Consider the following 19642-nt stretch of genomic DNA (forward strand, 5'->3'; position numbering starts at 1 on the left):
CCATGACAGGAAACGATCCACTCGCCAGCGCGCTTTCGGCCGTCGACAACGCCGAGAGCGTCGGCCACCTGGACCAGACGCTACAGCCCGCTTCGAACACGATCGGCAGCGTACTCGAGGTCTTCTACGACCGCGGGTACATCGACGGCTTCCAGTTCGTCGACGACGGCAAAGCCGGCAAGTTCGAGGTCGAACTGAAAGGTGCCATCAACGAATGCGGCTCGGTCAAGCCCCGCTACAGCGTGGGCGCGGACGGCTACGAGAAGTGGGAGAAGCGATTCCTCCCCGCCCGTGACTACGGGACGCTCGTCGTCACGACCAGCCACGGCATCATGAGCCACTACGACGCCCGCGAGGAGGGCATCGGTGGCCAGGTCATCGCCTACGTATACTGACAATGCCACGAATAGAACTCGAAACCCCGGAGGACGTCGACGCCGAGGTCGACCACCTCGAGCTGACGGTCTCCGGTCCGAACGGTAGCGTAACGCGGCGCCTCTGGTACCCCGACATCACGGTCTCCGTCGACGACGGGGCCGTGGTCATCGAGTCCGACGAGGACGACGCGAAGACGATGTCGACGCTCGGCACGTTCGAGAGTCACGTCGAGAACATGTACCACGGCGTCACCGAGGGCTGGGAGTACGAGATGGAGCTCTTCTACTCTCACTTCCCGATGCAGGTCGACGTGGAAGACGGCGAGGTCGTCATCGAGAACTTCCTCGGCGAGCGGGCACCGCGGCGCGCCCCCATCCACGGCGACACCGACGTCTCCGTCGACGGCGAGGAACTGACCCTCTCCGGCCCGGACATCGAGGCCGTGGGCCAGACCGCCGCCGACATCGAACAGCTCACGCGCGTCAACGACAAGGACGTCCGTGTGTTCCAGGACGGCGTCTACATCACGACGAAACCGAGTAGAGGTGACGCCTGATGGCAGAAGACGAGGAAGCAAACAACGACGTCGAAGAGGAAGTCCAGAACGACTCCGACGAACCGCAGGAACTCACCGACATCAGCGGCGTCGGCGGGTCCAAGGCGGACGCGCTGCGCGACGCCGGCTTCGAGACGGTCGAAGACGTTCGCGCGGCCGACCAGTCCGAACTGGCCGAAGCCGAGGGCGTGGGCAACGCGCTCGCCGCCCGTATCAAGGCCGACGTCGGTGGCCTCGAAGTGGACACGGAGACCGAGGCCGAAGTCGAAGAGGAAGGCGCCGAGGAAGTCGAGGAGGCCGAGGAGGACGTGGAGACGGAACTCCAGCCTCGCGGACTCGTCGACAAGACGCCCGACCTCTCCGAGAAGGAGTCCGAACTGCTGACCCAGCGCCGACGCGTCGGCAAGCCGCAGTTCAACCAGCAGGACTACCACAAGAAAAAGCGCGTCCCCACTGCCTGGCGACGACCGCGCGGCCAGCTTTCGAAGCAGCGCCGCGGCGTCAAGGGCAAGGGCGACAAAGTCGAGGCGGGCTACCGCACGCCGACGGCCGTCCGCGGCAAGCACCCCTCCGGCTTCGAGGAAGTCCACGTCCACAACGTGGACGACCTCGACGGCGTCGACGGGGACACCCACGCCGTCCGCATCGCCTCCAAGGTCGGCGCTCGCAAGCGCGAGCGCATCGAGGAGGTCGCGGAAGACGAGGGCATCCGCGTGCTCAATCCCACCTACGTCGAAGTGGAGGTGAGTGAGTGATGACGGATCTCTCCGCACAGAAGCGACTCGCGTCGGAAGTGCTCGACGTCGGGAAGAACCGCGTCTGGTTCGACCCCGAGCGCCAGGAGGACCTGGCCGACGCCATCACTCGCGAGGACGTTCGCGAGATGATCGACGAGGGCGCCATCCAGGCGAAGGACGCACAGGGTAACTCGCGCGGTCGCGCGCGAGAACGCAAGGCGAAGCAGGCGTACGGTCACCAGCAGGGCGCTGGGTCCCGGAAGGGCAAGGCCGGCGCGCGACAGGACCCCAAAGAGGACTGGAGTTCCCGCATCCGCGCACAGCGCGAGACACTGCGCGAACTCCGCGACGAGGGCGACCTGTCGAGTTCCCAGTACCGCGAGCTGTACGACAAGGCGGGCGGCGGCGAATTCGACTCGGTCGCCGACCTCCAGCGGTACATCGACAACAACTACGGTGAACAATAATGGCGACAGGACCACGATACAAGGTGCCGATGCGGCGTCGCCGCGAGGCCCGAACGGACTACCATCAGCGGTTGCGCCTGTTGAAATCAGGCAAGCCACGACTCGTTGCTCGCAAGAGCAACAACCAGGTCAGGGCGCAGCTGGTGACCACCGGGCCCGACGGTGACCGAACACACGCGGCAGCAGCGTCGAACGACCTGCGAGAGTACGGCTGGGAGGCCCCGACCGGCAATCTGCCGGCGGCCTACCTCACCGGTCTGCTCGCCGGCCTCCGGGCCGTCGAGAACGGCGTCGAGGAGGCGGTCCTCGACATCGGTCTCAACAGCCCGACGCCGGGCAGCAAGGTGTTCGCGGTACAGGAAGGCGCAATCGACGCAGGCGTCGAGATTCCCCACAACGACGACGTGCTCGCCGAGTGGGAACGGACGCGCGGCGACCACATCGCCGAGTACGCCGAATCCCTCGACGAACCGCTGTACAGCGGGGACTTCGACGCCACGGACCTCCCGGACCACTTCACGGAGACCCGGGAGACACTACTGGAGGCAGATGAACTATGAGTAACGGATGGGAACCCCGCACGCGACTGGGCAAGAAGGTCGTCGACGGGGAGATAGAGACGATGCAGGAGGCCCTCAACTCGGGCCTCCCGCTCAAGGAACCGGAGATCGTCGACCAACTCGTCCCCGACCTCGAGGACGAAGTGCTGGACATCAACATGGTCCAGCGCATGACGGACTCGGGTCGCCGGGTCAAGTTCCGCTGCGTCGTCGCGGTCGGTAACCGCGACGGCCTCGTCGGCTACGCCGAGGGGCGGGACGACCAGGTCGGCGGTGCGATCCAGAAAGCCATCGAGATCGGCAAGCTCAATCTCATCGACGTCTCCCGGGGCTGCGGGTCCTGGGAGTGTGGCTGCGGCCGACCGCACACGGTCGCGCTGCGCACCACCGGCAAGGCCGGCAGCGTCGAGGTCGAGCTCCAGCCCGCACCGCGCGGACTGGGCCTGGCAGGCGGGGAGACCGTCCGCCACGTGCTCGAACTCGCCGGCATCGAAGACATCTGGACGCGCTCCAGCGGCAACACGCGCACGACGGTGAACTTCGCGAAGGCGACGTTCAACGCCCTGCGCAACACGGCCGAGGCGCGCGTGCCGGAGCGAACCTTCGAGAAGCGCGAGGTGATCGAGTGATGCAAGCGCTCGTTCAGCTCCGCGGTGACGTGAACATGGACGGCGACGTCCACGACACGCTGGGGATGCTCAACATCCACAACGTGAACCACTGCACGTTCGTGCCCGAGGAGGACACCTACCGCGGCATGGTCACGAAGGTAAACGACTACGTCGCGTTCGGCGAACCGAGCGTCGAGACGGTCGCGCAACTGATCGCCAAGCGCGGCGAGCCCCTCGAGGGTGACGCCGACGTCGACGACGCCTGGATCGACGAGAACACCGACTACTCGGATATCGAAGCGCTCGCCGAGGCGCTCGTCGACGAGGAGACCACGCTCCGCGAGCAGGGTCTCTCGCCGACGCTCCGTCTGCACCCGCCCCGTGGCGGCCACGACGGCGTCAAGCACCCCACCAAGGAAGGTGGCCAGCTCGGCAAGCACGACACCGAGCAGATCGACGCACTCCTGGAGGCGATGCGATAATGACGAGCAAGAAACGACGACAGCGCGGCTCGCGAACCCACAGCGGCGGCACGCACAAGAACCGACGTGGCGCCGGCCACCGCGGTGGTCGCGGAAACGCCGGGCGCGACAAGCACGAGTTCCACAACCACGAGCCACTCGGAAAGAGCGGCTTCAAGCGACCCCAGAAGGTCCAGGAAGAGGTCGTCGAAATCGACGTCCGTGAACTGGACGAGGACGCCACGCTGCTGGCGGCCGACGGGCTCGCAGAGGTCGAGGGCGGCGCGTTCCACATCGACGCCCGCGACGTCGTCGACGACGCCGACACGGCCGACGTCGTGAAGGTGCTCGGCGGCGGCCAGGTCCGCAACGAACTGGTCCTGACCGCCGACGACTTCTCCGAGGCCGCTCGCGAGAAGGTCGAAGAAGCCGGCGGTGCCGCCGAACTGACCGAGTTCGGCGAGGAGCGCCAGGCCGAACCGGAAGACGCAAACGATTCGGACGAAGACGAAGCATAAAATGAGCTGGAAGGACACCGCCGAACCGGTCCTCGTCCGCATGCCGGCAGTCCGCCGACCGGAGGGACACGTTCCCTTCAAGCGGAAGCTCATGTGGACGGGCGGAGTGCTGGTACTGTACTTTTACCTCTCGAACATCCTGCTGTTCGGGCTGAACTTCGACCCCAACCAGGGGTCGATCTACGGTCAGTTCAGTTCGATCCTCGGCGCGAACCAGGGGTCGATCATGCAACTCGGGATCGGTCCCATCGTCACGGCGAGCATCGTCCTGCAACTGCTCGGCGGTGCCGACCTGCTCGGACTGGACACGCAGAACAACCCACGCGACCAGATCCTCTACCAGGGGCTCCAGAAGCTGCTGGTGCTCGTGATGATCTGCCTGACCGGGTTGCCGATGGTGTTCGCAGGGAACTTCCTGCCGGCACAGAGCGTCAATCTGTTCGGCGCACAGCTCGGCGTCGGCGTCGTCCAGTGGCTCATCTTCGCCCAGATCTTCGTCGGCGGCGTCCTCATCCTGTTCATGGACGAGGTCATCTCCAAGTGGGGCGTCGGGAGCGGTATCGGCCTGTTCATCATCGCCGGCGTGAGCCAGCGACTGATCGGCGGGCTCTTTACCTTCCCGGCTATCGGCGGTCAGCAGCGGGGCTTTTTCGCCACGTGGATCGGGATCATCCTCGGCGATATCCCCACCGGGCCGATCCTGGCCGCTGACGGGCTCCAGTTCGTCTTCAGCAACGAGGGCGGGATGATCCTCCCGCTGATCACGACGGTGCTCATCTTCGTCGTGGTCGTCTACGCGGAGTCCGTCCGCGTCGAGATCCCGCTGTCGAACGCGCGGGTCAAGGGAGCGCGTGGTCGCTTCCCCGTAAAGCTCATCTACGCGAGCGTCCTGCCGATGATCCTCGTCCGGGCGCTTCAGGCCAACATCCAGTTCCTGGGTCGGATCCTGTACTCTCAGCTGGGCGGACTCCCGCCGTGGCTGGGGACGTACGCGACGCGGGCCGGCAACCCGACCCAGCCGACGGGCGGGCTGTTCTACTACATGGCGCCGATACAGTCGCCCGAACAGTGGATGTGGTGGGCCGGTGCGAGCCAGGAGATCTGGCAGATCCTCATCCGCATCGGCATCGACCTCACCTTCATGGTGATCGGCGGTGCCGTCTTCGCCGTCTTCTGGGTCGAGACGACCGACATGGGCCCGGAGGCGACGGCCCAGCAGATCCACAACTCCGGGATGCAGATCCCCGGGTTCCGCCAGAACGTCGGCGTCATCGAGAAGGTGCTCGAACGCTACATCCCGCAGGTGACGGTCATCGGCGGTGCGCTGGTCGGCCTGCTCGCCGTCATGGCGAACATGCTCGGCACCATCGGTGGCGTCTCCGGCACGGGCCTGCTGCTGACGGTCTCCATCACGTACAAGCTGTACGAGGAGATCGCCGAGGAGCAGCTCATGGAGATGCACCCGGCGATGCGCCGGATGTTCGGGTAACGCCCCCTTCGACTCCCGTTCCGGTAACGACTCATTTTTCGGTCGACGCGCGACGGTGAGCGGTGCGACTCGGTTCCGATGCCAGCTATCGGTCGGGTCACTGACCGTGGGAACGCGGCTCGGTACTGACCTTCCATCGGGATGCTCGCTGCGAAGGCGTTTCGCGGTCGTCGCCGTCAGTCACCGCGCCGCTCCTCTTCGACGATGACGTCGGGTCCGCAGCGCTGGCACCGGCGGCACCGTCGGAGTCGGTCGTAGTTGTAGCCGACAGTCAGGAGGACGCACGCGAGCAACAGCCCCTCGACCCACGGAGTCCCCGTTGGCGGTGTGAGGAGAACCGTTCCGAGATGGTCGAGACCGACGAAGACGACGATGGCGACGCTCAGCAGGCTGTAACCGTGGCCCCAGACGGACGTTTCGGCGGACGGATAGAGCCTGATTCGGTCCGCTTCATCGGTCGGAGTGACGACGTTCGCCTCGGTGTCGTGATCGATCAGCCCGGCGGCCTGGAGTTTCGGGAGGTGCGTCTGTCGCAAGGCGTTGTGGACGGACTTCCGGTGGCTCTGCGTGACGTTGTCGGCGCCCCGCGGGCTCTCCCACGTCGCTATCTGTTCGACCAGCTCGTCGAGTAGAATCGGTACGTCCACCCGTTTTGCGTAGTACAGGACGTACCGCCGCCGGATGTTGCTCAGAACGGCGTACAGGTCGTCGCTCGAACGACACTGTTCGGGCGGTTCATTCGACGCCATGGTTCGTCACTCCACTCTCCACTATCTGGGTACTGACACGTGACACTCCCATGCTTTCTCTCACATCGCGCGTGGTGTATATAGGTTGCTGACAATTCAACTTAATATCATATATAGTCTGATACGTAATCCTGCAAAGGGCGTGCTACTTCGGGCGACGGGGTTTCTTAGATCCGGAAACTGCACGACGCGAACCGCATCATACTCTCACTGGGTCGGTCCGAACGCCGGTGGCTTAAAAGATAACGAATTGACACTTACTCGGGCGGAAGCATCCATCAAACGTCCGTGCAGTAGTGTATGGGGGCTCTTACGGCCGCAAACAGGCTGTCGTCGGTACTTTCGGCGTCGGGAACTGACACGCCGATCCCCCGATGGACGGAGTTAAGCCGATCATTGCATGGGTATCTCCGGGACGACGACGTCTCGCGACCGGCTTCGAACGTCGCCGGGGTCGCTGGCTGCGAGATCCTGTCCGACGACTCGTCGAGAACACTACGCTGGGGACGTCCGGTTCGTACGCCAGCAAAAGAAAACGGACCGCGGAGTGGTGGCCGGGACCGGCCCGGCGACCGCTCTCGCTCAGTCCTGCGTCTGGCTCGTCGTAAGCGTCGTCGACTGACTCTGGTCCTGGTCGTTGTCGTCGCCGCTCGTCTCCTGATCCTGAGACTGGTCTACCGACACGTCCGAAGACTGTGACTGCTCTTCGTCCCCGTCGGCGTCCTGTTCGAACTCCTGATCGATGCTGATGCTCTGTTCGCTGTCCTGTTCGTTGTCGTCACCGTCGGTCTCCTGGCTCTGTTCCTGATTCGTCTCCGCGTCCTGGTCGGACTCCTGCTCGTTGTCGACGCCGTCGGCGTCCTGGTCGCTGCTCTGCTCGACGTCGCTGCTCTGTTCGGCGTCCTGGTCGTTGTCCTCACCGTCTCCCTCGACCTCCTGCTCCTGCTCGCTATCCTGTTCGACGTCCTGTTCACTGTCCTGCTCGTTCAGGGCGCCGTCAGCGTCCTGGTCCGACTCTTGCTCGGCATCTTGCTCGTTCTCTGCGTCCTGTTCGTTGTCGTCACCGTCGCCGATTTCCTGTTCCTGTTCGTTCTCTTGCTCAGCGTCCTGTTCGTTCTCCTGTTCGTTCAGGAGACCGTCGGATTCTTGCTCGTTCTCCTGTTCGTTCTCTTGCTCGTTCTCGGCTTCCTGTTCGTTGTCGTCACCGTCGTCGACTTCCTGTTCCTGTTCGCTATCCTGTTCGCTATCCTGTTCGTTCTCTTGGTCGTTGGCGAAACCGTCGCTCTCCTGCTCGTTCTCTTGCTCGTTCTCTTGTTCGTTTTCGGCGTCTTGCTCGTTGTCGTCACCGTCGTCGACTTCCTGCTCCTGTTCGTTCTCTTGCTCACCGTCTTGATCGAACTCCTGACCGTTGAGGAGGCCGTCTGATTCCTGTTCGTTCTCCTGTTCTCCCCCCTGTTCGTTTTCGGCGTCTTGCTCGTTGTCGTCACCGTCGTCGACTTCCTGCTCCTGTTCGTTCTCCTGTTCGGCATCCTGGTCAGAATCCTGGTCGTTCAGGACACCGTCGGAGTCTTGTTCGTTCTCCTGGGCTGCGCCCTGTTCGTTCTCGGCGTCCTGTTCGTTGTCGTCACCGTCGTCGACCTCCTGCTCTTGCTCGTTCTCCTGTTCGGCGTCCTGGTCGGCGTCCTGGTCGTTGGCAAGACCGTCAGTGTCCTGGTCCGACTCTTGGGCTGCACCCTGTTCGTTTTCGGCGTCCTGGTCGTTGTCGTCACCGTCGTCGACCTCCTGCTCTTGCTCGTTCTCCTGTTCAGCGTCTTGTTCGGCGTCCTGGTCGTTCAGGGCGCCGTCAGCGTCCTGGTCCGACTCCTGGGCTGCACCCTGTTCGTTTTCGGCGTCCTGTTCGTTGTCGTCACCGTCGTCGACTTCCTGCTCCTGCTCGTTCTCCTGTTCAGCGTCCTGGTCAGAATCCTGGTCGTTCAGGACACCGTCGGAGTCTTGCTCGTTCTCCTGGGCTGCGCCCTGTTCGTTCTCGGCGTCCTGTTCGTTGTCGTCACCGTCGTCGACTTCCTGTTCCTGTTCGTTCTCTTGCTCAGCGTCCTGGTCGGCATCCTGATCGTTCGCGACGCCATCGGACTCTTGATCTGATTCCTGGTCGGCACCTTGGTCGTTCTCTGCGTCCTGTTCGTTGTCGTCACCGTCGTCGACTTCCTGTTCCTGCTCGTTCTCCTGTTCGTTCTCCTGGTCACCGTCCTGGTCGTTCAGGGCACCGTCGCTCTCCTGGTCGGCGTCCTGTTCACCGTCCTGGTCGCTGTCGGCGTCCTGTTCGTTGTCGTCACCGTCGTCGACTTCCTGCTCCTGTTCGTTCTCCTGTTCGTTCTCCTGGTCGGCGTCCTGGTCGTTCGCGATGCCGTCCGTGTCCTGGCTCGCGTCCTGTTCGCCGTCCTGGTCGCTGTCGGATTCCTGTTCGTTGTCGTCACCGTCGTCGACCGACGCTTCCTGGTCGCTCTCCTGGTCGCTCTCCAGGTCAGCGTCCTGTTCGCTGAAGTCGCCGTCGGCCTGCTGGTTCGTGTCCTGTTCGGCGTCCTCTTCGCTCTCGGCGTCCTGGTCGTTGTCGTCACCGTCGTCGATTTCGAGGTCCTGGTCCGAGGACTGCTCGGCGTCTGTGTCGGACGTCTGATCGACGTCGTCACCGCCGATGATCAACTGGACCTGCTGCTGATCGACGTCGTTGTCGTTCTGTTCGGCGTTCTGCTCGTTGCCGTCACCGTCGTCGACGGACTGCTCCTGGTCGAAGTCCTGCTCGGCGTCTTGCTCGGCGAGTTGCTCGTTGTCGTCGCCGAAGAGGACGAGCTGGACCTGCTGCTGGCCGATGTCGTTGTCGTTCTGTTCGGCGTTCTGTTCGTTGTCGTCGCCGTCGTCGACGGACTGCTCCTGGTCGAAGTCCTGTTCGGCGTCCTGGTCAGCGACCTGTTCGTTGTCGTCGCCCAGAATCGTCAGCTGGACCTGCTGCTGGCCGATGTCGTTGTCGTTCTGCTCGGCGTTCTGATCGTTTTCGTCGCCGTCGTCGACGTCTTGCTCCTGGGTGAACACCTGCACCGCGCCCTGGCCACCCGATTGCTCGTTGTCGTCACCGGCGATAGACAGCTGGACCTGGAACTGACTGATGTTGTTATCGTCCTGTTCGGCGTTCTGGACGTTATCGCTCCCGGTTCCGGAGCCGATGGACTGGGACTGTTCGAGCAGCTGGGCGGCGGCCTGTGCGTTCACCTGCTCGTTATCGTCTCCGAGGATGACGTACTGAATCTCCTCCTGTCCGACGCCGCCGCTCTGGGAACTGTCCTGGTCGTTGTCGTCACCAGTCGTCGTCTGGTTCTGGGTGTAGAAGACGACGATACCCTGTCCGGAGGCCTGGTCGTTGTCCTCACCGGCGATGACCCACTGCTCCTGGTTCTGCTGGTAGTAGAGCGTCTGGGCCTGCGCCTGACAGCTTCCATCGCCGTCAGACTCCTGGTTTTGTAGCAGGTCCCCGTCTACCGTCGCCGTCCCCTGCTGGTCGTTCGTGTCTCCCGAGGCGTTCTGGACGGAGTCCTGGCTCCCCGAGACGACGTTTATCTGTTCCTGGCACGATCCACTTTGCGCGTACACGGTGCCGACGCCTGATAACAGCATCCCGAAGCCCAGAACGAGGACGAGGGCTGCTGTGAGGAGGCGCCTGGCGTTTGTGGTTCTCGATGTCATCGTGTTTCCAGTAGGAAACCCTACCGGGAGTGTGCTTGCTCCGACACCTGTTTTGTTATAATCGGGAATTCGACCTGTAACGACCGTTACCGCCGGCGGTAACGGCCGTTACGGGCATATATGAAACCTTACCAATCATTTCCGGCGCGCTTCGTCTGAATATTCCTCGTCTAACGTCCGCGGACGAACCGATTCAGAGGCACACCGCAGTTCCGTGTTCAGGCCGTCCCACCGTTCGCAGTCGTCTTCGCACCCGGTGCGGTCGATGCAGCCGTCGACGTCTCGGCCGTTCTGACGGACGTCGGCGGCGTCGTCACCGGATATGCAGTTCCGTCTGGCGCGTCGGTCCCCGTGAGCGAGGGCGTCGAGAGCGACGAGTCGACGGGCGTGGCCGGCGGTGTGACTGTCACGGACGGCGTGTCTGTAGCCGAGACCGTCCCCGCAGGTGTCGACGTGTTCCACGGGGTAAGCGTCTCCGTGGGAGTCACGACCGCCGTCGGTGTCTCTGGGGGAGACGGTAACGGTGTCTGCGTCGTCGTCGACGTCTCTGCCGCCGTCGGCGTGTCGGTCGGTAGCGGCGTGTCGGTCGGTAGCGGCGTCTCCGTCGACGTATCGCGCTCTGGCGACGTCTGCTCGCTGGTCGCGGCTGGCGTCTGCTCGGGAGTCGTGCCCGGTTCCGTCGCCGAAGCGTCTCCATCTGTCGCGGCAGGTGTCTCAGTCGTGCGTTCGTCCGACGGTGTCGGTGCCGACACGGGAGTCGAGCCCGACGGCGCCGTCGTTTCGGTCGCCTCGGCGGCCGAATCTGTCGCTGGCGGGGGCGCCGTCGCCTCGGCATCCGACCCGTTCGTCACCGTCTCCGTGCTAGTCGCGGTGACGGACTCGGTCGAGTTGTTCGACCGTGGACCCGGTTCGCTGTCCGGCGATGCGGTAGCCGGGGTGTTCGACGTTCCATCGGTCGCTTCGTCCGTCGACTCGACCGTCGAATTGCCCATCGACGCGTTCGTCGAATTGCCCATCGACGCGTTCGTCGAATTGCCCATCGACGCGTTCGTCGAATTGCCCATCGACTCGGCCGTCGAGTTATTCATCGACGCGTTCGGCGATCCGTTCGTCGCGTTCGCCTCCGGGCCGTCCGCGAGGTCGCTCGCGGTCTGGTTCTGGCTCTGGTTCCGGTCCGCGGAGATCGACTGTTCCTGACGCTGGGTCCCCGTCCCCGACTGGTTCTGGGTCTGATTCTGGGCGCCGTCGAAGGTCGCGTTCTGCGTCTCCTCACCGGTCCCGTCCGTGTAGTTCTGGGACTGCTGGATTCCCGATTCGACCGACTGGTTCTGGCTTTGCGTCTGGTTTTCCGTCTGGTTCTGTGTCTGATTCCCGCCGCCGGACTGGTTCCCCGACTGGGCGGCGACGACCGACTGGTTCTGGCGCTGGGTCTGGGTGACCAGGGAACTGTTCTGTGACTGGTTCTGATCCTGGTCGACCGCTACCGTCTGGTTCTGCGCCTGCGCTCCGTCGGTGCCGTTCTGACTCTGTCGCTGGCCCTGGGCTACCTCGACGCTCCCGTCCTGCGACTGGTTCGTCGCGTTGGCGGTCTGGACCTGGGCCTGTCGCTGAGTGCTGTTCACCGACTGCCGCTGTGACTGTCCCTGCTGGTGGCTGCGGACCTGTTCCTGGCCCGCGTAGACCACCGAGACGTGCTGGACCTGCGTCTGGCGCTGGTCGACGCCCGCTTCCTGACCCTGTTCCTGGTCCTGGTCGACGTGGACGGTCTGTTCCTGGGACTGGCTCGCGTCGTCCGCACCGGCAGGGGCGTCCTGGTCCTGGCTGAGGAACGTGACGGTGAACTGCTGGATCTGTCGCTGGGACTGGCCATCGCCCTCCTGGTCCTGGTTCTGGGACTGGGACTGGTTCGCCCGGCCAGACGAGCGCTGGGTCTGGATCCAGTCTCCGCCCTCGCCCTGGCGCTGGCTGGCGAAGCGGATAACGAGAGACTGGCGCTGATACTGGTCGTTGCCCGACCCCGTACCCTGGTACTGACACTGGCTCTGGTCGACGTAGATGTCCTGTGACTGGTACCACTCGCCGACGTCGCCGTCCTGGTGCTGGTCGACGGTGACGCCCTGTTCCTGATGCTGGTCCTGCTGGCCGTCACCGGTCTGGGTCTGACACTGACGCTGGGTGACGTGGATTCCCTGTCGCTGGGACTGACTCGACTGATCCCCGCCGTCGGGCGTCGACTCAGTCTCGTCGTCGGTCCCGCTCCCGGGTGATTCAGTCGAAACCTCGTCGTCCTCGGGCGACTCCGCCGGACCCTCGTCGTCGCCCGGGTCTTCGTCTCCGGCTTCGGTCTCGTCGTCGCCATCGCGTTGTTCGTCCCCACTACCGTCGTCGTCACCCTCCTCGGTGCTGGCATCGCGGGGGGTAGCGTCATCCTCGTCGACGTTCCGGTCGGTACCGTCGTCGTCGACGTCGGTGGCTTCGTCGCTCTCTTCGTCTGTCCTTTCGTCACCGTCACCGTCGGCGTCGTCCCGGTCGTCACCGCCAGTATCGTCCCTGGCCCCGTCCTCGCCGGCCTCGGCCCCGTCGACACGCTCCGTCTCGGTGTCTACGGCGTTCGGCTGCTCGGACGACTCCGCTTCGGCGGGATCGTCGTCGTCCCTGGTCGACTGGTCGGCCTCGCAGGCGCCGGAGACCAGATACGCCGAACCGCCCTGGGAGTCGTTCCCCGCGGCCGGCGCGCCGACCAGGACGCCGTCGGCGTCGGTTCCGTCGGCGGTACCGGCGGTCGCGACGTCGTATCCAGCTTGCCCTCCGGGCGATTCGCCGACGAGTTTCGCTGCCTGGAACTCGTCGCTGTCGGACCCGCCGTAGAGGAGGTAGGCCGCGCCGGTAGTCGCACCGTCGGCGTCGTGGTACGGCGCTCCGACGACGACGTCGGACCGTTCGTCACAGTCGAGGTCGCCGGCACCGGCGACCGACCAGCCGGTGTGGTCGCCGGCCGCTTCGCCGTACACCGATATCGCGGCTCGTTCGACCGTCACCGTCCCCCGGAGGTCCTCGCCCCCGGCGACGACGTAGGCGGCCCCGGCGTCGTCACCGGCGCTGTCGTTGAACGGCGCCCCGACCGCGACGTCGCCGACGCCGTCGCCGTCGACGTCGCCGGTCCCGGCCACCGAGAACCCGGCGCCGTCGTCCGCCGCGGCACCGACGATCTTCCCGGTGGCCGAGTCGAGTGCCATCGAGCCTTCGGCGGGGATCTCGACGACGTACGTCGCGCCCGCTCGTGCGCCCGCGTCCGCGTCGTGATCGACAGCACCGATCAGCGCGTTCGTCGTCCCGTCGCCGGTGACGTCGCCGCCCCAGTCGACGGCCCAGCCGGCCCTGTCGCCGTCGGCCTCACCGACGAACGACGCATCCGCCACCTCCGCGGCGGTGCCACCGTCCGAATCGTGGAGTATCGACGCCGAGAACGCGTACGCGGTCCCACGGTCGTCGTCCGTTCCCGGGGCACCGACCAGGACGCTGGCCCGGTCGTCGGACCCGTTTCGCGCGGCCACGGCGTGGCCGAGTCGGTCGCCCGCCCCGTCGCCGACGACGGTCGCGTCGGCCGTCGAGAGGGCCCGCTCACCGGTCAGGGACTCGCCGCCACGGACCACGTAGACCGCGCCGGCGTTCGCTCCGTCCCCGTCTGCGCCGGGCGCGCCGATTACGAGGTCGTCGACGCCGTCGCCGTCGACGTCACCACTCGCCACGGCCGCGCCCGCCCGGTCGCCCGCCTCCTCGCCGTGAAGGACGATGTCCGCATCGGCGGCGGAGACGGTCGACGGGTCGACCGGCCCGTAGAACACGTACGCCGCTCCCGTCCCGCCGGCGCCCGGCGCACCGATCACGACGTCGCTCGTGCCGTCGCCGTTCACGTCACCGCTCGCGATCGAACGGCCGAACTCCGCGTCGCCCGCCTCGTCGTCGAACCGGGTCTGGTTCTCGCCGAGATCGACGAGTCCGGTCGGCGGACCACCAGCGCTGGCGTCCATCTCCGCCGTCGCCGCGCCCACGTCGTCGCTGGCGGCTGACGGGTTCGCGGGCCCGGCCAGTTCCGAGGTTTCACTGGGTGCAGCCCCGTAACTTCCGCCGACCGCGGCGGCGGTTCCACCGGTGCCGATCACGACCACGACCGCCAGCAGGAAAGCGATCGTTTTCGCGCGGACCGCGGGAGAATTCCAACGATACCTGTCGCCGTCTGTGAGGTCTCCGGAGTCCATCCTCTGGAAAGTTCGGAATACTGGGACCGGATTTGTTATACGCGGCCGATACTCGTCGTAACGCCCGTTACGCGCTCGGGGTCGCGGTATTTGACCTGCGTTACCACTCGCATCGACGGACTGGTGACTGCCGGATTTTCGATCCGCGACTGGCGGTCCGTCGTCGTGCCAGTCACCGGAGTAGACCGAACGCCGCGGAGCGACGCTACGATCGAGATGCCGAATCCTGGTTCCGGTACGCGAGGAAACGAATGCTTACCCCGGTATGGCCGTTTTCGCGGCCGGGAGGCCTGTCTGGTCGCCGTCTCCGGATTCGTTGCCCGGTCTCCGGTCGCGGTTGTAATCAGTCGGTCGTCGATTGGTGACGTGCGCTTGCGGAGTTCGTACCACTCCCTGCCCGATCGAACACGGCTGGGAAGACCCGTCGTCTCTCGGGTTGCGCTGATTCGGGAACGGCCCAGTCACAGCGGCCCGGCCGGAAACTATCGCGTACCGGGGCTGTTGGGTCGTCCTACCGATGGTCGACGGCGCCAGTTCGCCGTCTCACCTGGATTGCCGTCCCCGACGAGCGCGCGCTCCTGCCTGCTGTGATCTGCTCGCACGGCGCGATGGTAGCCTGGCGCCCGCGGACGCCGTCACGGCGTGCTATCCTCGCGCGTCGCCGACCGGGTCGGGAACTGGGCCACCAGTGGTACGTATGCGGCGTGATTGCGCACGGAGCTGGGGTCAACGCTTAGATATCAGACGACCGTCCTGACAGGTGTTCTACGAATGCGCACCGACTGGCTCCGCTCTCACCGGGCGAACAGCGATGGCTCCCACGGGTGGTCAGGGTGAGCGTCTCGCTCGACACCGAATTTCGCCGGGACAGGCTCGTCCTCTGGGTCGTGGCGCTCCTGCTGCTGGTGACCTTCCTGTGGGTGGCGTGGCAGTACGTCGGCGCGGTGATGCTCGGGCTGTTCGCCTACTACGTCACCCGGCCAGTGTTCGACAGGATATACGGACGGGTCGGCAACCGCATGCTGGCGGTGGTGGTCTCGCTGTTCGCGGTCGCGCTGCCGGTGTTGCTCCTCACCGGGTGGACGGCGGCCATCGCCATCCAGGGGCTCCTGGACCTGCTGAGTTCGACCGGGTTCGAGGAACTCGCCGAGATGGTCGAACCCTACGTCGACCTCTCGACGCTCCAGGCGGACCTGATCGTCGCCGCCGAACAGATCGCTGCCGACCCCCAACAGGTCACGGCCATTGGGGGCAACGGCGTCGGAGAGGTCTTCGCGACGCTGCTGGGGACCTTCGTATTGCTGTTCAACGTCCTTCTCCAGCTGTTCATCGTTCTCGTCATCGCCTTCTACCTGCTCCGGGACGACCACAGGGCGGCGTCGTGGGCCAGGGACGCGTTCGCGCCGCGGGGCAGCGTCGTCGAGCGCTATCTCGTGGCGGTCGACCGGGACCTGAAGAACGTCTACTTCGGCAACATCCTCAACGCGATGGTGACGGGCGTGCTCGGCGCCGTCGTCTACCTCTCACTCAATCTCGTCGCACCGGACGTGGTTTCGATTCCGGAGCCGGTCTTACTGGGACTGCTCACCGGGGTGGCGAGCCTGATACCGGTCATCGGGATGAAGCTGGTCTGGATCCCCATCGCCGTCATCTTGCTCGTCGACTCGCTGGTGACCGACCCCGCGACGGCGTGGTTCCCGGTGCTGTTCGCCGGAGTGTCCATCGTCGTCATCGACTACATCCCCGACCAGTTGCTCCGGCCCTACGTCTCGGGGCGCTCGCTCCACGTCGGCGCCATCATGCTCGCCTACATCGTCGGGCCGCTCCTGTTCGGCTGGTACGGCCTCTTCCTGGGACCGCTGGTGCTCGTGGTCGTCTTCGAGTTCGCTCGCATCGTCGTCCCCTGGCTGGCTCACCCGGAGCGGGAGTCCGGGCCCGCGCGGCCGGGCGAGTCGTCCCCGGTCCGATCGCCGAGCGGCGTGCTCCGGGGCATTCCGTCGGCGATGCTCAGGCCGCGCGAGGAGTCGGAGTCGGGCACCGCCGGGGAGCGGACCGACGACTGACCGATGCGTCTCCCCTCGATGTCGGTTCCACGTCCGCAATCCGCCCCTTCTCATGGCCGGGTACGACGGGGCGCGGGCGTACCGAGGGTCGAACGCCGGTGCGCAACGACCGCGAAGCCCGCGGGACTGTCGGGGCTACCGTTGCCCGCCGAAGAGCCGTTCGAGCAGGCCGCGCGAGCGGTGTTTCTCGGCCATGATGACCGAGCAGTCCACGTCGTCGACGACGTCGAGGACCATCGACCGAGAGACGAGGCGCCTGAGCAGTCCCTCTTCCGTCGCGCCGATGACGAGCAGCGTCGCGTCGTCGCTCGCCCGCTCGATAGCTCGCTCGACGTCGCCCCGTTCGACGCGCAGGGTGGCGTCCTCGAGGTCCTGCTCGGCGGCCCAGTCGGCGAGGAACGCCTCGCCGGCGGCCTCGTCGTCGTTGACGTTCAGGAGCGTAACCTCGGAGCCGTACTCGCGCTGGAGGATGCGAGCGATGGCGGCGGACAGTTCGGAGTCCGGGCCGCCCGCGGTCGGGACGAGGACGCGCGAAGGGTCGAGGCCGCGGTCCCGCATCACCAGGAAGTCACAGGGGATGGTCTCGGTGATGTCGTCGAACGCCGACTCCACGCGGCCGGGTGAGCCGTGGGAGTCCTCGCCCCAGCCCATGACGACGAGGTCCGCGGCGTGGGTGCGGGCGGCGTCGAAGATGGCGTCGAAGGACTGGTGGGAGACGATGGTGTGCGTCTCGACGGGGACGCCGAACGTCTCGGCGTCCTCGCGGGCGCTTTGCAATAGACGTTCGGAGTCGGCGTCCAGGTCCTCGACGTGGTCGGCCGCGCTCGCGAGGGCGGTCTGGTCGGGGACGGTGACGACGTGGGTTGCGACGACGGTGCCGCCGCGCTGTTTGGCGATGGCGCTGCCCAGTTCGATGAGTTCCTTCTCGTGTTCGGGGTTGGCGAGCGGAACCATCACGCGGTAGGTGCCGCCGTCGGGCTGGACGGTCGCAGCGGCGCTGACCGCAGGGTCCGGCATCTCGTCGGCCCGGCTGAGAATGTAGTCCGAGAGCACGCCCCGCTTGGGCGTCTCGGTGCGGGCGTAGAGGAAGTACCAGACGACCGCTGCGAGGACGAACGCGCCCGACAGGGCGATCTCGATGCTGTCCATGAACGCGACCAGCCCGAGCGACAGCAACGCGCCCGCGATCGGCGTCAGCGGGTAGAGCGGGACGGTGAAGTCCGGGTCGTACTCTGGGACGTCCGCCTCACGGAAGACGATGAGCGCGACGTTCATCAGGGCGTAGACGATGAGGTGGAGCACGCTGGCCGCCTTCGCCAGGATCTCGATGTCCTGTCCCAGCCCACCGATGAACACGATGATGAGGATTCCGGTGACGAGGATGGACCGATACGGCGTGGCGAAGCGCGGGTGGATCTCGTTGAGCCAGTTGGTGACGATCTTGTCCCGGCCCATCGCGAAGTTGATCCGCGCCGAGGCGAGGATGGACGCGTTAGCCGAGGAGGCCGTCGCCAGCAGGGCTCCGACCGTCATCACGATGGCCGCGGCGCCAGCAAATCCGGCGGGGAAGGCCACCTCGGCTGCCTGGGCGACCGGGGCCTCCTCACTGAGTTCGGGCCACGGGATGACACCGAGCATGACCGACACGAGGACGGCGTAGAAAACCGTGACGAGGGCGACGCTCCCGATGAGGGCCAGCGGCAGGTTCCGGCCGGGATTCTTCAGTTCCTCGGCCACCGTCGCGATCTTGGCGTACCCGAGGAAGGAGACGAACACCAGCGCGGTGCCGGGGAGGATGGCTCCGGTACCGAACGGCGCCAGGCCGCCCTCGCTGACCAGGGTCGCGTAGTCGAACGTCGTGAGGCCGGCGATACCGAACGCGGTGAGGATCGCGAGCAGGACGAAGACGATGACCGTCTGGATGCCGCCGGTTTCCTTGGCACCGATGTAGTTGACGCCGACGAACGCGGCCCCGGCCAGCAGCGCGCCCACCTGGAAGGAGTTGAGGAAGGGAACCTCCGGCAACGGCAGGAAGACGTTGAGGTACTGGCCGAAGCCGATGCAGTAGAAGGCCGAGGCGAACGCCAGCCCCATCCAGTCCCCCATGCCGGCGATGGAGCCGAACATCGGCCCCAGCGCCTTGTTGATGTAGTAGTAGCCGCCGCCCGCCTTCGGCATCGCCGTTCCGAGCTCGGAGACCGACAGGGCGTTCACCATCGCGATGACGCCGCCGGCGACGAACGAGAGGACGACGATGGGGCCCGCCTCCTGGGCCGCGACGCCCGGCAGCACGAAGATACCGGCACCGATCATCGTCCCGATACCGATGCTCAACGCGGAGAACAGACCCAGGTCCTTCGCGAGTTCCTCGTCCGTCACGCGGCCCCACCCCCGCTCTTCTCTTCGTTCTCGCTTCCGTCCTCGTCGTCAGGCAGGACGACGACCGGCCGGTCGGATTCGGTCACGAGCGTCAGGGCGACGTCGCCCGTCAGGAGCTGGACCAGCCGGTTCCCGCCCCGCGGCGTGATGACGATGCTCGACACGTCGTGGTCGGCGGCGGCGGCGAAGATGGTGTCGGCGACGTCCGTCCCGTAGCGTATCTCGGTCTCGATATCGCCGAGACGGTCCCGGAGGGCGTCGAACGCGGCTTCCGCCTCGAGTTCGCGCTGTTCGACGGAGGCCTTGTCCGGTGCGCCGCCGGCCTTCTCGACGACGTTGACGGCGATTATCTCGCCGTCGAGATACGGTTCGACGGCCGCGGCCGTGGTGGCGGCGTCTTCTTCCTGTGCCACCGGTAGGAGGACCCGGTTGAGGAGCTCAGTCATCGGCCTCCTCGGAGCGGGGGACTGCCTGTCGGCGATGCGATACCACTGTGCTGGCGTCGCCGGCGGGCGCTAACATGTGCGTTCGCTTGTCTCCGCCGAACGTAACTGTTCCGCCTCGCACGTCAGAAGGTCGTTCGGACTAGACGTCGTCACTGCCAGCCGGGGAGCGACACCGGGCGAGACGTCCTCGCGGCCGCTCGCTCGCGAACAAGGGTTTAGGGGCTACCGGTGTTA

General features: G+C 65.7%; 15 protein-coding genes. 10 read left to right on the forward strand and 5 right to left on the reverse strand.

Annotated elements, in window-relative coordinates; genetic code table 11:
* Nucleotides 1-2 precede the first annotated feature (2 nt).
* From AC5FRV_RS12840 to secY, 9 genes are read left to right on the forward strand one after another with little or no spacing between them, the layout of a single operon-like run.
* Complete coding sequence (locus AC5FRV_RS12840; RefSeq protein WP_493561486.1) at nt 3-395, forward strand: 30S ribosomal protein S8; 393 nt, start codon at nt 3-5, stop codon at nt 393-395.
* Nucleotides 396-397: 2 nt separating this feature from the next.
* The gene (locus AC5FRV_RS12845; protein WP_493561487.1) at nt 398-934 is read left to right on the forward strand and encodes a 50S ribosomal protein L6; all 537 of its coding nucleotides are present in this window, start codon (nt 398-400) and stop codon (nt 932-934) included.
* On the forward strand, nt 934-1689 hold the full coding sequence (locus tag AC5FRV_RS12850; protein WP_493561488.1) for a 50S ribosomal protein L32e: 756 nt from the start codon (nt 934-936) through the stop codon (nt 1687-1689). The genes AC5FRV_RS12845 and AC5FRV_RS12850 overlap by 1 nt, the downstream gene beginning before the upstream one ends.
* On the forward strand, nt 1689-2138 hold the full coding sequence (locus AC5FRV_RS12855; RefSeq protein WP_493561489.1) for a 50S ribosomal protein L19e: 450 nt from the start codon (nt 1689-1691) through the stop codon (nt 2136-2138). The genes AC5FRV_RS12850 and AC5FRV_RS12855 overlap by 1 nt, the downstream gene beginning before the upstream one ends.
* Complete coding sequence (locus AC5FRV_RS12860) at nt 2138-2698, forward strand: 50S ribosomal protein L18 (protein ID WP_089815172.1); 561 nt, start codon at nt 2138-2140, stop codon at nt 2696-2698. Before AC5FRV_RS12855 ends, AC5FRV_RS12860 begins: the two co-directional genes overlap by 1 nt.
* Nucleotides 2695-3327 carry a 30S ribosomal protein S5 gene (locus AC5FRV_RS12865; RefSeq protein ID WP_089815174.1) on the forward strand — a complete coding sequence of 211 codons (633 nt, stop codon included), beginning with the start codon at nt 2695-2697 and terminating at the stop codon, nt 3325-3327. Before AC5FRV_RS12860 ends, AC5FRV_RS12865 begins: the two co-directional genes overlap by 4 nt.
* On the forward strand, nt 3327-3791 hold the full coding sequence (gene rpmD, locus AC5FRV_RS12870) for a 50S ribosomal protein L30 (RefSeq protein ID WP_493561490.1): 465 nt from the start codon (nt 3327-3329) through the stop codon (nt 3789-3791). The genes AC5FRV_RS12865 and rpmD overlap by 1 nt, the downstream gene beginning before the upstream one ends.
* Nucleotides 3791-4288, forward strand: coding sequence for an uL15m family ribosomal protein (locus AC5FRV_RS12875; RefSeq protein WP_493561491.1), 498 nt, complete (start codon nt 3791-3793; stop codon nt 4286-4288). Before rpmD ends, AC5FRV_RS12875 begins: the two co-directional genes overlap by 1 nt.
* A gap of 1 nt (nt 4289) precedes the next feature.
* Nucleotides 4290-5777, forward strand: a complete 1488-nt coding sequence (gene secY / locus AC5FRV_RS12880) for a preprotein translocase subunit SecY (protein ID WP_493561492.1) — start codon at nt 4290-4292, stop codon at nt 5775-5777.
* A 176-nt stretch (nt 5778-5953) separates the two neighbouring features.
* On the opposite strand, the gene AC5FRV_RS12885 is transcribed toward secY, so the two are convergent.
* From AC5FRV_RS12885 to AC5FRV_RS12895, 3 genes are all read right to left on the reverse strand, one after another.
* A complete protein-coding gene (locus tag AC5FRV_RS12885; protein WP_493561493.1) occupies nt 5954-6526 on the reverse strand; it encodes a DUF7344 domain-containing protein in 573 nt (190 codons plus the stop codon).
* Between the two features lie 582 nt (nt 6527-7108).
* The gene (locus tag AC5FRV_RS12890) at nt 7109-10261 is read right to left on the reverse strand and encodes a hypothetical protein (RefSeq protein WP_493561494.1); all 3153 of its coding nucleotides are present in this window, start codon (nt 10259-10261) and stop codon (nt 7109-7111) included.
* A gap of 218 nt (nt 10262-10479) precedes the next feature.
* Nucleotides 10480-14520 carry a hypothetical protein gene (locus tag AC5FRV_RS12895; RefSeq protein WP_493561495.1) on the reverse strand — a complete coding sequence of 1347 codons (4041 nt, stop codon included), beginning with the start codon at nt 14518-14520 and terminating at the stop codon, nt 10480-10482.
* Between the two features lie 833 nt (nt 14521-15353).
* On the opposite strand from AC5FRV_RS12895, the gene AC5FRV_RS12900 reads away from it, so the two are divergent.
* Entirely contained in the window at nt 15354-16583 is a 1230-nt protein-coding gene (locus AC5FRV_RS12900) for an AI-2E family transporter (RefSeq protein WP_493561496.1), read from the forward strand.
* A 135-nt stretch (nt 16584-16718) separates the two neighbouring features.
* Here AC5FRV_RS12900 and AC5FRV_RS12905 read toward each other — a convergent pair whose 3' ends face one another.
* Both AC5FRV_RS12905 and AC5FRV_RS12910 read right to left on the reverse strand, forming a co-directional pair.
* The gene (locus tag AC5FRV_RS12905; RefSeq protein ID WP_493561497.1) at nt 16719-18962 is read right to left on the reverse strand and encodes an amino acid permease; all 2244 of its coding nucleotides are present in this window, start codon (nt 18960-18962) and stop codon (nt 16719-16721) included.
* On the reverse strand, nt 18959-19408 hold the full coding sequence (locus AC5FRV_RS12910) for a universal stress protein (protein ID WP_493561498.1): 450 nt from the start codon (nt 19406-19408) through the stop codon (nt 18959-18961). The genes AC5FRV_RS12905 and AC5FRV_RS12910 overlap by 4 nt, the downstream gene beginning before the upstream one ends.
* Nucleotides 19409-19642: the final 234 nt, after the last annotated feature.

It is taken from the genome of Halomicrobium sp. HArcel3 (assembly GCF_058933135.1).

Bases quoted from the DNA above. Each gene is read 5' to 3' on its own strand.
- AC5FRV_RS12840 (WP_493561486.1), top strand. From the start codon at position 3: ATGACAGGAAACGATCCACTCGCCAGCGCGCTTTCGGCCGTCGACAAC.
- AC5FRV_RS12845 (WP_493561487.1), top strand. From the start codon at position 398: ATGCCACGAATAGAACTCGAAACCCCGGAGGACGTCGACGCCGAGGTC.
- AC5FRV_RS12850 (WP_493561488.1), top strand. From the start codon at position 934: ATGGCAGAAGACGAGGAAGCAAACAACGACGTCGAAGAGGAAGTCCAG.
- AC5FRV_RS12855 (WP_493561489.1), top strand. From the start codon at position 1,689: ATGACGGATCTCTCCGCACAGAAGCGACTCGCGTCGGAAGTGCTCGAC.
- AC5FRV_RS12860 (WP_089815172.1), top strand. From the start codon at position 2,138: ATGGCGACAGGACCACGATACAAGGTGCCGATGCGGCGTCGCCGCGAG.
- AC5FRV_RS12865 (WP_089815174.1), top strand. From the start codon at position 2,695: ATGAGTAACGGATGGGAACCCCGCACGCGACTGGGCAAGAAGGTCGTC.
- rpmD (WP_493561490.1), top strand. From the start codon at position 3,327: ATGCAAGCGCTCGTTCAGCTCCGCGGTGACGTGAACATGGACGGCGAC.
- AC5FRV_RS12875 (WP_493561491.1), top strand. From the start codon at position 3,791: ATGACGAGCAAGAAACGACGACAGCGCGGCTCGCGAACCCACAGCGGC.
- secY (WP_493561492.1), top strand. From the start codon at position 4,290: ATGAGCTGGAAGGACACCGCCGAACCGGTCCTCGTCCGCATGCCGGCA.
- AC5FRV_RS12885 (WP_493561493.1), bottom strand. From the start codon at position 6,526: ATGGCGTCGAATGAACCGCCCGAACAGTGTCGTTCGAGCGACGACCTG.
- AC5FRV_RS12890 (WP_493561494.1), bottom strand. From the start codon at position 10,261: ATGACATCGAGAACCACAAACGCCAGGCGCCTCCTCACAGCAGCCCTC.
- AC5FRV_RS12895 (WP_493561495.1), bottom strand. From the start codon at position 14,520: ATGGACTCCGGAGACCTCACAGACGGCGACAGGTATCGTTGGAATTCT.
- AC5FRV_RS12910 (WP_493561498.1), bottom strand. From the start codon at position 19,408: ATGACTGAGCTCCTCAACCGGGTCCTCCTACCGGTGGCACAGGAAGAA.